Genomic DNA, 12,264 nt, shown 5'->3' with positions numbered 1-12,264 from the left:
TGTAAATGGTAGAATGGGTTTAATAATCAAAACTCGTTTAATAGAGTAATTTAAATTAAGGTGATCGAATATGGCGAAAGTCAATTTAATAGAAAGTCCGTATCCTTTAAATCAAATAAAAGGCATTGGACCTAAACGTTTGGCTGTGTTACAAGAATTAAATATTAATACTGTGGAAGACCTCGTACTTTATTTACCTACACGTTACGAAGATAATACTGTTATAGATTTAAATGAAGCCGAAGATCAAAGTACAGTGACAGTTCAAGGGGAAGTCTATTCATCTCCAACTGTAGCATTCTTTGGAAGAAATAGGTCTAAATTAACAGTACATATTATGGTCAATCAGATTGCCGTTAAATGCGTCTTTTTTAATCAACCTTATTTAAAAAAGAAAATCGAATTAAATGGTATCGTAACTGTAAAAGGAAAATGGAATCGAGCTAAACAAGAAATTAATGGCAATCGAATGTTTTTTAATCAGCAAGATAATTCGAATGATACGCAACTAGAGCCGGTTTACCGTATTAAAGAAGGCATTAAACAAAAGCAACTTCGAGATAATATTCGTCAATCACTAGATGATGTGGTCATTCATGAATGGTTATCAGATGAATTAAGAACAAAGTATAAATTAGAAACATTAGATTACACACTTAAAACGTTACATCATCCAAAAAGTAAAAATGATTTGTTAAGAGCACGACGGACATATGCTTTTACAGAATTATTTATGTTTGAATTGCGTATGCAATGGTTGAATAGATTGGAAAAGACCTCAGATGATGCTATCGAAATAAAATATGATATTCAAAAAGTGAAATCTTTTATAGACTCACTTCCTTTTGAACTTACAGATGCTCAGAAAAGTAGTGTGAATGAAATCTTTAGAGATTTAAAAGCACCTATACGTATGCATAGATTATTACAAGGCGATGTAGGTTCCGGTAAAACTGTTGTAGCAGCTATATGTATGTATGCCTTAAAAACGGCTGGATATCAATCGGCATTAATGGTACCAACAGAAATATTAGCTGAACAACATGCAGAAAGTTTAATTGATTTATTCGGAGAAACTATGAACGTAGCCTTGTTAACAGGGTCTGTAAAAGGAAAAAAACGTCGTATTCTACTTGAACAACTTGAAAATGGAACAATTGATTGTCTTATAGGTACACATGCTTTAATACAAGATGATGTAACATTTGAAAATGTTGGTTTGGTTATAACAGATGAACAGCATCGTTTCGGTGTAAATCAACGACAACGTTTAAGAGAAAAAGGTGCTATGACTAATGTATTATTTATGACGGCAACCCCAATTCCAAGAACTTTAGCTATATCAGTATTTGGTGAAATGGACGTTTCATCTATTAAACAATTACCAAAAGGAAGAAAGCCGATTATCACGAGTTGGGCCAAGCATGAACAATATGAACAAGTATTAACTCAAATGACAAGCGAACTTAAAAAAGGAAGACAAGCATATGTGATATGTCCGCTTATAGAAAGCTCAGAACATTTAGAAGATGTACAAAATGTAGTTGAGTTATATGAATCATTACAACAATACTATGGGCAAAATAAAGTAGGGTTATTACATGGTAAATTGACTAATGAGGAAAAAGATGAAGTAATGCATCGATTCAGTCAACATGAGATTGATATTTTAGTTTCTACTACTGTTGTTGAAGTTGGTGTAAATGTACCTAACGCAACATTTATGATGATTTATGATGCAGATCGTTTCGGTTTATCTACACTACATCAATTACGAGGAAGAGTTGGTAGAAGTGAGCATCAAAGTTATTGTGTACTTATAGCTTCACCTAAAACAGAAACAGGTATTGAAAGAATGACTATCATGACACAAACAACGGATGGATTTGAATTAAGTGAACGCGATTTAGAAATGAGAGGTCCAGGAGATTTCTTTGGCGTTAAGCAAAGTGGATTGCCTGACTTCTTAGTTGCAAATATAGTAGAAGATTATAGAATGTTAGAAGTTGCTAGAGATGAAGCTGGTGAATTAATTCAATCAGGAGAATTTTTCAATTCAAATTATGATCATTTAAGACATTTCATTGAAGATAATTTATTAGATATGAACTTTGATTAATTGTTGGAGTACTATTAAGACGCCATTTTCAATAATCTAAAAACTATTTTAAATATCTATTATAGTTTATTGTTGAGGGATTGAAATAGAAAGTGTTATGATATGTGAGGAATGTTTAAGACTTGGTACTAAAATGAGGGGTGAGATAGTGAAATTAAAGAAAAACGAGCGTAGACAAGCTATTCAACAAGCGATAGATAATAACCCCTTTATTACTGATAATGAACTTTGTGAAATGTTCCAAGTGAGTATACAAACAATTCGACTAGACCGTACACATCTTAATATTCCAGAATTAAGAAAACGTGTTAAGTTAGTGGCAGAACACAATTATGATCAAATTAAATCAATGGAAGCTAATGAAGTTATAGGTGATTTAGTACAGTTGAAACCGAATCATACTGCTACATCAATGATTGAAATTACAACAGATTCAGTTTTTTCGAAATCATCAATAGCTAGAGGTCATATTTTATTTGCACAAGCAAATTCACTGTGTGTAGCACTTATACATAACCCAACAGTTTTAACTCAAGAAAGTAATATTAAATTTCTGGATAAAGTTAAATTAAATGATACAGTGAAAGCTGAAGCAAAAGTAATAAAACAAACAGATAAACATTATTTTATAGAAGTAAACTCTTATGTAAAAGATAATCTAGTATTTAAAGGTAATTTTAAAATGTTCTATATAAGTGAGGATGAATTTAATGGTTAAAATTGCAGTAGACATGATGGGTGGAGACGACGCACCAGGAATCGTATTAGAAGCCGTAAAAAAAGCTGTAGATAATTTTAAAGATTTAGAAATTATTTTATTTGGTGATAAAGACCAATATACTTTAAATCATGGACGTATAGATTTTAGACATTGTTCTGAAAAAATCGAAATGGAAGATGAACCAGTTAGAGCAATTAAACGTAAAAAAGACAGTTCAATGGTTAAAATGGCTGAAGCAGTAAAATCTGGAGAGGCAGATGGTTGTGTGTCAGCAGGAAATACAGGCGCATTGATGTCAGCAGGTTTGTTCATTGTTGGAAGAATTAAAGGCGTCTCAAGACCTGCACTCGTAGTTACTTTACCAACTATTGACGGCAAGGGATTTGTATTTTTAGATGTTGGCGCTAATGCAGACGCTAAGCCTGAACATTTATTGCAATATGCACAATTAGGTAATATATATGCACAAAAAATTAGAGGCATTAAACAACCGTCAGTATCATTATTAAATATTGGTACAGAAGCGGCAAAAGGTAATACACTTACTAAGAAAACTTATGAATTAATGGAAGCACAACAAGATTTTAACTTTACTGGTAATGTAGAAGCTAAAACATTGATGGATGGTAATGTTGATGTTGTTGTTACCGATGGATTTACAGGTAATATGGTACTTAAAAACTTAGAAGGTACAGCTAAATCAATTGGTAAAATGTTGAAAGAAACATTATTAAGTAGTTTCAAAAATAAATTGGCAGCAGTTGTTCTTAAAAAAGACTTAAACCAATTTGCTTCAAAAATGGATTACTCAGAATATGGCGGTTCTGTTTTATTAGGTTTAGATGGTACTGTTGTAAAAGCACATGGTAGTTCTAATGCTAAAGCATTCTATTCAGCAATTCGCCAAGCAAAAATTGCAGGAGAACAACAAATTGTACAAACTATGAGAGAAATGGTTGGTGATTCAAATGGGTAAAACAGCAATCGTATTCCCCGGACAAGGTGCACAAAAGGTCGGAATGGCTCAAGATTTATATAATGTAGATGACAAAGCTACGACAATTTTGAACCAAGCACAAGCAGCAGTTGATTTTGATTTACTAGAAACAATGTTTACAGATGAAGAAGGTAAATTAGGAGAAACAGAAAATACACAACCTGCATTATTAACACATAGTGTTGCATTATTAGAAACTTTAGAAAATGTGAATGCTGATTATACTATGGGTCATAGTTTAGGTGAATATTCTAGTTTAGTTGCGAGCGGTGTTCTATCATTTGAAGATGCAGTAAAAATCGTTCGTAAACGTGGCGAATTAATGGCACAAGCATTTCCAAATAGTGTAGGTAGTATGGCAGCAGTATTAGGCTTGGATTATGATGACGTTGATAAAATTTGTAAAGAACTTTCAACAGATGATGAATTAATTGAGCCAGCTAATATTAATTCACCAGGTCAAATTGTAGTATCTGGACATAAATCCTTGATTGATGAGTTAGCTGAAAAAGGACAGTCTTTAGGTGCTAAACGTGTATTACCATTAGCAGTTTCTGGCCCATTCCATTCTTCAATGATGAACGTAATTGAAGAAGATTTTGCAGCGTATATTAATCAATTCGAATGGCATGAAGCACAATTTCCAGTCGTTCAAAACTACAATGCTGAAGGAGAAACTGATCCAGAAGTAATTAAACATAATATGGTTAAACAACTTTATTCACCAGTTCAATTTATTAAATCAACAGAATGGTTAATAGATCAAGGTGTTGATCATTTTATCGAAATTGGTCCAGGAAAAGTTTTATCAGGTCTTATTAAGAAAATTAATAGAGATGTTAAAATAACTTCAATTCAAACGCTTGAAGATGTGAAAGGATGGAATGAATAATGACAAAAAGTGCATTAGTAACAGGTGCTTCAAGAGGTATTGGTCGTAGTATTGCAATTCAGTTAGCAGAAGAGGGCTACAATGTAGCTGTAAACTATGCTGGCAATCAAGAAAAAGCAGAAGCAGTCGTTTCAGAAATTAAAGCAAAAGGTGTCGAAAGTTTTGCAATTCAAGCTAATGTTGCAAATGGAGACGAAGTTAAAGCTATGATTAAAGAAGTCGTAAGCCAATTTGGTTCTGTCGATGTATTAGTTAATAATGCAGGTATCACACGTGACAATTTACTTATGCGTATGAAAGAACAAGAATGGGATGACGTTATCGACACAAACTTAAAAGGTGTCTTTAATTGTATTCAAAAAGTTACGCCTCAAATGTTAAGACAACGTAGTGGTTCAATTATCAACTTATCAAGTGTTGTTGGAGCAGTTGGTAATCCAGGTCAAGCAAACTATGTAGCAACTAAAGCAGGAGTTGTAGGATTAACTAAATCTGCTGCACGTGAATTAGCTTCAAGAGGCATTACAGTTAATGCAGTAGCACCTGGATTTATTGTTTCAGACATGACAGATGCTTTAAGTGATGACTTAAAAGAACAAATGTTAGGTCAAATTCCATTAGCTCGTTTTGGTGAAGATACTGACATCGCTAATACAGTTGCATTCTTAGCTTCTGATAAAGCTAAATACATTACTGGTCAAACTATCCATGTTAATGGTGGAATGTATATGTAACGATTATGCTCAAATTAGTTGACTTAGTTAAAATTATTGAACACATTAGTTAAAACTAATGTGTAAGTATCACTAAACTATTAAAATAGTAGTGATACTTTATAGTCAACCTTGCGGGTGCCGGGGCCCCAACACAGAGATTTTCGAAAAGAAAATCGCCGGACAACGCAAGTTGGGGCGATTAGTATTAAGGAACGCCTGAGCTAAAGCTCATGCATAAGAAACACTATGCATGAAATGCAAGTGACGCAGTAGTTGTCTGACCAATCATTTCACAAAGTTCATGATTGATCTAGTCAACCTTGCAGGTGCAAGACAACGAAATCAGTAGAATTTCTGTCTTGCGACCAAATTCTACTTGTATTTTAGAATCTAAAATGGGAAAATATAATAGTCTATGGATAGACGCTTTTAAAGGAGGTGAATCGACGTGGAAAACTTCGATAAAGTAAAAGATATCATCGTTGACCGTTTAGGTGTAGATGCTGATAAAGTAACTGAAGATGCATCTTTCAAAGATGATTTAGGCGCTGACTCACTTGATATCGCTGAATTAGTAATGGAATTAGAAGATGAATTTGGTACTGAAATTCCTGATGAAGAAGCTGAAAAAATCAACACTGTTGGTGATGCTGTTAAATTCATCAATAGTCTTGAAAAATAATAAACCTATATCTGAGTCGTCTTTGTGTCGGCTCAGATTTTTTCTTTTGTTTTATTGCAATTTCACGTAAAATTATAGTTAACGCATCATTAATTGAGGAGGTAAGATTTATGACCAATCATAAAAAGACAGAGATGGTTAATCAATTTCGAAAACAATTTGCACAAAAGATGCAAGAGTTAGGTTTTGAATATCAAAATATAGATTTATATCAACAAGCATTTTCACATTCTAGTTTCATCAATGATTTTAATATGGATCGTTTAGCTCATAATGAACGTTTAGAATTTTTAGGTGATGCGGTATTAGAATTGACGGTTTCACGTTATTTATTTGATAAACACCCAGATTTACCAGAGGGTAATTTAACAAAAATGAGAGCGACTATCGTATGTGAGCCTTCACTTGTAATATTTGCAAATAAAATTAAATTAAATGAACTCATCTTGTTAGGAAAAGGTGAAGAAAAAACTGGTGGTAGAACTAGACCTTCCCTTATTTCTGATGCTTTTGAGGCATTTGTTGGTGCCTTATATCTGGATCAAGGGTTAGATACGGTGTGGAAATTCGCCGAAAAAATTATCTTCCCTTATGTAGAAGATGATGAACTAGATGGAGTTGTAGATTTCAAAACACAATTTCAAGAATTTGTTCATACACAAAACAAAGGTGATGTTACTTATCGTTTGATTAAAGAAGAAGGTCCAGCACATCACCGTTTATTCACTTCCGAAGTGATATTAGAAAAGCAAGCTGTTGCTGAAGGTAAGGGTAAAACTAAGAAAGAATCTGAACAAAAAGCAGCTGAACGTGCCTATAAAATGATGAAGAACAAATAATGTTACGACATACAAATACATCCAATAGAGATTAACGTTATGTGATTTGTATAAGTTGAATACTGATGCAATCAACATGAATATGCATCAAACAATAAGTTGATTTCGAAGTAAAAATCAACGTGGATTTGGATAAGGAGAATAGCATGGTTTATTTAAAATCAATAGATGCCGTAGGATTTAAGTCATTTGCAGACCATACTGATGTTCAGTTTGATAAAGGTGTTACAGCAATTGTTGGTCCAAATGGTAGCGGTAAAAGTAATATTACTGATGCGATTAAATGGGTTTTAGGTGAACAATCTGCAAAATCACTTCGTGGTTCTAAGATGGAAGATATTATTTTTTCTGGTGCAGAACATCGCAAACCCCAAAATTATGCAGAAGTTAAATTAAAATTAGATAATCATTCAAAAAAATTACAAATTGATGCTGAAGAAGTTGAAGTCACACGACGTTTATATCGTAGTGGTGAAAGTGAGTATTATTTAAATAATGATCGTGCACGATTAAAAGATATTATTGATTTGTTCTTAGATTCTGGGTTAGGTAAAGAGGCATTTTCGATTATTTCTCAAGGTAGAGTTGATGAAATTTTAAATGCAAAGCCAATAGATCGAAGACAAATTATCGAAGAATCAGCAGGAGTTTTAAAATATAAAAAACGTAAAGCTGAATCCGTTCAAAAATTAGATCATACTGAAGATAATTTAACACGTGTAGAAGATATACTATATGATTTAGAAGGACGCGTTGAACCTTTAAGAGAAGAAGCGGCTATAGCGAAAGAATATAAACAATTATCATCAGAAATGGAGAAAAGTGATGTAATTGTTACTGTCCATGATATTGATCAATATACAAAAGATAACGCTCAACTAGACGAACAACTTAATGATTTAAAAGGGAAACAAGCAAATAAAGAGGCTGAACAAAGCCAAATTAATCAATTATTGCAAAAGCATAAAGGTAAACGTCAAGAGTTAGACCAACAGATTGAACAATTAAACTATAACCTAGTTAAGGCAACTGAAGAATTTGAAAAATATTCTGGTCAACTAAATGTATTGGAAGAACGTAAAAAGAATCAGTCAGAAACTAATGCAAGATTTGAAGAAGAACAAGACAACTTACAGACTCAATTAGAAAATGTTCAACAAGAAAAAGAAGAGGCAATTCATACACTTAATCAATTAAAACAGAAACAAAAAGAATTAAATAAAGAAATACAGACACTTGAATCTAAATTATATGTTTCTGATGAACAACATGATGAAAAATTAGAAGAAATAAAGAACCAATATTATGAGTTGATGTCTAAACAGTCAGACGTGAATAATGATATTCGTTTTTTAGAGCATACTATTAATGAAAATGAAGCTAAAAAATCAAGGCTTGATTCTAGATTAGTTGAAGCTTTTAATCAATTGAAAGAAATACAAAATAACATTTCCAATACTGAAAAAGATTATAATCAAACTCTGAAAGAAATGAAAAAGACTGAACAACAAATCAAAGAAGTAGAGAAACAATTGACTCAATCGAAACAACACCAGTCTGAATTTGAAAATAAATTGTATCAAGCTTATCGTTATAACGAAAAATTAAAATCTCGTATTGATAGTTTAGCAACACAAGAAGAGGATTATACGTATTTCTTTAATGGCGTAAAACATATATTAAAAGCTAAAGGTAAAGAATTAAGTGGTATTCATGGTGCTGTAGCAGAAGTTATTGACGTTCCGTCCCATTTAACACAGGCTATCGAAACAGCTTTAGGTGCATCATTACAACACATTATAGTTGAAGATGAGAAAGATGGACGCCAAGCAATACAGTTTTTAAAACAGCGCAGTTTAGGGAGAGCAACATTTCTACCGTTAAATGTAATTCAACCGCGTTATTTAGCTTCAGATATCAAATCAACAGCACAATCTTCAGAAGGATTTGTGAATATTGCTTCAGATGCTGTTAAGGTATCGTCTCAATATAAAAACATTGTCGAGAATTTATTGGGTAATACAATTATAGTTGAAGACTTAAAGCATGCTAATGACTTAGCGAGATCAATTCGCTATCGTACAAGAATTGTTACACTTGATGGAGATGTAGTTAACCCTGGTGGTTCTATGACAGGTGGTGGCGCTCGTAAAACAAAAAGCATCTTGTCTCAAAAAGATGAACTTACAACAATGCGCAAGCAATTAGCAGATTATCAACAACAGACTCAAGAATTTGAAAAACAATTTCAAGCCCATCAATCTCATTCTGAAAAATTAAGTGAACAATATTTTGATATCAGTCAAAGTTATAATACTTTGAAAGAAAAAGCACATGGCTATGAATTAGAACTTGATCGTCTGAAGAAACAAGAAGCACATCTTAAAGATGAACATGAAGAATTTGAATTTGAAAAAAATGATGGTTATCAAAGTGATAAGAGTAAAGAAACACTCGAACAAAAGCAACAACATTTAGCTGAAATTAAAGCAGAATTAAAACAACTTGAAGAAGATATCGAGCGTTATACAAAATTATCCAAAGAAGGTAAAGCATCTACTACACAAACACAACAACAACTGCATCAAAAACAATCAGATTTAGCAGTAGTCAAAGAGCGTATTAAAGCTCAACAACAAGACATCGAACGTTTAGATAAACAATTACAAAGTACAGAACAACAACTTGATACTATTAAAGAAAAAATAGAATTATTTAATTCAGATGAAATGATGGGTGAGCAAGCGTTTGATAAAATCCGAACACAAATTAAGGATAAAGAACGTGAAAGAACTGAATTAAATCAGCAACTAGATCAAGTTAAACAACAACGAGTTGACTTAAATCAAATGATTGAAGACAATGATAATAAGCTTCAAGAATGCCACCAAGATTTATTGTCTATCGAAAATCATTACCAAGATATTAAAGCAAATCAATCTAAATTAGATGTATTAATCAATCATGCTATCGATCATCTTAATGATGAATATCAACTTACGGTAGAAAGAGCACGTACACTTTATGACAATGATGAAGAGATCGATTCTTTACGTAAAAAGGTTAAATTAACAAAAATGTCCATTGATGAATTAGGCCCAGTTAATTTAAATGCAATTGAACAATTTGAAGAATTAAATGAACGTTATACTTTCTTAAATGAACAACGAACAGATTTGCGTGAGGCAAAATCTACATTAGAACAAATTATTAATGAAATGGATAAAGAAGTAGAAGGACGATTTAAAGAGACGTTTCACGCTGTTCAAAATCATTTTAGTAATGTGTTTAAACAACTGTTCGGCGGTGGTAAGGCTGAGTTACAACTTACTGAAGATGACTATCTAGCAGCTGGCGTTGATATTATCGTGCAACCCCCCGGCAAAAAATTACAACATTTATCATTATTAAGTGGTGGAGAGCGTGCATTAAGCGCAATAGCTTTATTATTCGCTATTTTAAAAGTAAGGTCAGCCCCATTTGTAATCTTAGATGAGGTCGAAGCGGCATTGGATGAAGCAAATGTCATCAGATATGCTCAATATCTCAATGAGTTATCTGATCAAACGCAATTCATTGTGATTACGCACCGTAAAGGAACGATGGAATTTTCAGATCGTTTGTATGGTGTTACGATGCAAGAATCAGGAGTATCTAAATTAGTAAGTGTTAACCTAAATACAATAGATGAGGTTATGAAGGAGGAAGAAGCATGAGCTTTTTTAAACGCTTAAAAGATAAATTTTCAGGATCGAGTGAAAAAGATATAGAAAAAGAATTATCCAATGAGGAAGAAATTGATGAGTCTTCGAAAAAGACTGACGATTCACAACAAGGGTTACAAAATGAAATTGAAGAAGAAAAACCTAAAAAGAAACCTAAAAAGTTAAGTGAAGCTGACTTTGATGAAGATGGATTAATTTCAATTGAAGATTTTGAAGAAATAGAAGCACAAAAAATCGGAGCGAAATTTAAAGCTGGATTAGAAAAATCTCGTGAAAATTTCCAAGAACAGTTAAATAACTTAATAGCGCGTTATAGAAAAGTTGATGAAGAATTCTTTGAAGCATTAGAAGAAATGTTAATTACAGCTGATGTTGGTTTTAATACGGTAATGCAACTTACTGAAGAATTACGTGTTGAAGCACAACGTCGTAACATTCAAGAGACAGAAGATTTACGAGAAGTTATCGTAGAAAAAATTGTTGAAATTTATCACCAAGAAGATGATAAATCTGAAGTGATGAATTTAGAAGATGGACGTTTAAATGTTATTTTAATGGTTGGTGTTAATGGTGTAGGTAAAACAACAACAATCGGTAAATTAGCATATCGTTATAAAATGGAAGGTAAAAAAGTAATGCTTGCAGCAGGTGATACTTTTAGAGCGGGCGCTATTGAACAATTAAAAGTTTGGGGCGAACGTGTTGGTGTAGAAGTGATTAGCCAAAGTGAAGGTTCAGATCCTGCAGCTGTAATGTATGATGCAATTAATGCTGCTAAACATAAACAAGTAGACATTTTAATATGTGACACAGCAGGACGTTTACAAAATAAATCTAACCTAATGCAAGAACTTGAAAAAGTTAAACGTGTTATTGGTAGAGCCGTTCCAGACGCGCCACATGAAGCATTACTTTGTTTAGATGCCACAACTGGACAAAATGCATTATCACAAGCTCGTACATTTAAAGAGGTAACAGATGTTTCAGGTATCGTATTAACTAAATTAGATGGTACAGCTAAAGGTGGTATTGTGTTAGCTATTAGAAATGAACTTAAAATACCAGTTAAATATGTAGGTTTAGGTGAAAAATTAGACGACTTGCAACCATTTAATCCCGAAAGTTATGTTTATGGTTTATTTGCAGATATGATTGAACAAAATGAAGAAATTCCAGAAGAAAGTAGTGACGTTTCAGCTGATAATCATGAGGAAAATAATAATGAGCCAAAATGATTTAGTTAAAACGTTACGTATGAATTATCTCTTCGACTTTTATCAGTCACTTTTGACTGATAAACAACGAAATTATCTAGAATTATTTTATTTACAAGATTATGCTTTAAGTGAAATTGCTGATACTTTTAAAGTGAGTAGACAGGCAGTTTATGATAATATAAGAAGAACTGGCGATTTAGTTGAAGATTATGAAGCTAAATTAGGATTATACAAAAGGTTTAAACAACGACGAGATATTTATAATCAAATGAAACAATCTCTTGATAAACCAGAATTATTAAAGCAATATATAGATCAATTAGAAGAATTAGAATAACGATGAGGAGGGAATAATT

At 32.5% G+C, this 12,264-nt stretch carries 10 protein-coding genes; all 10 read left to right on the top strand.

Annotated elements, in window-relative coordinates; genetic code table 11:
* Positions 1 to 70: 70 nt before the first annotated feature.
* Entirely contained in the window at positions 71 to 2,119 is a 2,049-nt protein-coding gene (gene recG, locus LFT63_RS03030) for an ATP-dependent DNA helicase RecG (protein ID WP_340767892.1), read from the top strand.
* A 148-nt stretch (positions 2,120 to 2,267) separates the two neighbouring features.
* The gene (fapR, locus tag LFT63_RS03025; protein ID WP_017637129.1) at positions 2,268 to 2,837 is read left to right on the top strand and encodes a transcription factor FapR; all 570 of its coding nucleotides are present in this window, start codon (positions 2,268 to 2,270) and stop codon (positions 2,835 to 2,837) included.
* Positions 2,830 to 3,816, top strand: a complete 987-nt coding sequence (plsX, locus tag LFT63_RS03020) for a phosphate acyltransferase PlsX (protein WP_029055457.1) — start codon at positions 2,830 to 2,832, stop codon at positions 3,814 to 3,816. Before fapR ends, plsX begins: the two co-directional genes overlap by 8 nt.
* A complete protein-coding gene (gene fabD / locus LFT63_RS03015) occupies positions 3,809 to 4,729 on the top strand; it encodes an ACP S-malonyltransferase (protein WP_340767890.1) in 921 nt (306 codons plus the stop codon). The genes plsX and fabD overlap by 8 nt, the downstream gene beginning before the upstream one ends.
* Positions 4,729 to 5,463, top strand: coding sequence for a 3-oxoacyl-[acyl-carrier-protein] reductase (gene fabG / locus LFT63_RS03010; RefSeq protein ID WP_029055455.1), 735 nt, complete (start codon positions 4,729 to 4,731; stop codon positions 5,461 to 5,463). Before fabD ends, fabG begins: the two co-directional genes overlap by 1 nt.
* 430 nt (positions 5,464 to 5,893) lie before the next feature.
* Positions 5,894 to 6,127 (top strand): acyl carrier protein, encoded by a 234-nt coding sequence (locus tag LFT63_RS03005; RefSeq protein ID WP_000426914.1) that lies wholly within the window; start codon positions 5,894 to 5,896, stop codon positions 6,125 to 6,127.
* 110 nt (positions 6,128 to 6,237) lie between these two features.
* On the top strand, positions 6,238 to 6,966 hold the full coding sequence (gene rnc, locus LFT63_RS03000) for a ribonuclease III (protein ID WP_017637125.1): 729 nt from the start codon (positions 6,238 to 6,240) through the stop codon (positions 6,964 to 6,966).
* Positions 6,967 to 7,112: 146 nt separating this feature from the next.
* Positions 7,113 to 10,682, top strand: coding sequence for a chromosome segregation protein SMC (gene smc / locus LFT63_RS02995; RefSeq protein WP_107999701.1), 3,570 nt, complete (start codon positions 7,113 to 7,115; stop codon positions 10,680 to 10,682).
* Positions 10,679 to 11,926 carry a signal recognition particle-docking protein FtsY gene (ftsY, locus tag LFT63_RS02990; RefSeq protein WP_017637123.1) on the top strand — a complete coding sequence of 416 codons (1,248 nt, stop codon included), beginning with the start codon at positions 10,679 to 10,681 and terminating at the stop codon, positions 11,924 to 11,926. Before smc ends, ftsY begins: the two co-directional genes overlap by 4 nt.
* Positions 11,913 to 12,245 carry a putative DNA-binding protein gene (locus LFT63_RS02985; RefSeq protein ID WP_029055453.1) on the top strand — a complete coding sequence of 111 codons (333 nt, stop codon included), beginning with the start codon at positions 11,913 to 11,915 and terminating at the stop codon, positions 12,243 to 12,245. Before ftsY ends, LFT63_RS02985 begins: the two co-directional genes overlap by 14 nt.
* The last annotated feature ends 19 nt before the right edge of the window (positions 12,246 to 12,264 follow it).

The sequence above is a fragment of the Staphylococcus sp. FSL H8-0121 genome (genome assembly GCF_038008425.1).
In the GTDB taxonomy this organism is placed as follows: domain Bacteria; phylum Bacillota; class Bacilli; order Staphylococcales; family Staphylococcaceae; genus Staphylococcus; species Staphylococcus pasteuri.
This window is presented reverse-complemented; position numbering and strand designations above follow the sequence as displayed.

Bases quoted from the DNA above. Each gene is read 5' to 3' on its own strand.
- recG (WP_340767892.1), top strand. From the start codon at position 71: ATGGCGAAAGTCAATTTAATAGAAAGTCCGTATCCTTTAAATCAAATA.
- plsX (WP_029055457.1), top strand. From the start codon at position 2,830: ATGGTTAAAATTGCAGTAGACATGATGGGTGGAGACGACGCACCAGGA.
- fabD (WP_340767890.1), top strand. From the start codon at position 3,809: ATGGGTAAAACAGCAATCGTATTCCCCGGACAAGGTGCACAAAAGGTC.
- fabG (WP_029055455.1), top strand. From the start codon at position 4,729: ATGACAAAAAGTGCATTAGTAACAGGTGCTTCAAGAGGTATTGGTCGT.
- rnc (WP_017637125.1), top strand. From the start codon at position 6,238: ATGACCAATCATAAAAAGACAGAGATGGTTAATCAATTTCGAAAACAA.
- smc (WP_107999701.1), top strand. From the start codon at position 7,113: ATGGTTTATTTAAAATCAATAGATGCCGTAGGATTTAAGTCATTTGCA.
- ftsY (WP_017637123.1), top strand. From the start codon at position 10,679: ATGAGCTTTTTTAAACGCTTAAAAGATAAATTTTCAGGATCGAGTGAA.
- LFT63_RS02985 (WP_029055453.1), top strand. From the start codon at position 11,913: ATGAGCCAAAATGATTTAGTTAAAACGTTACGTATGAATTATCTCTTC.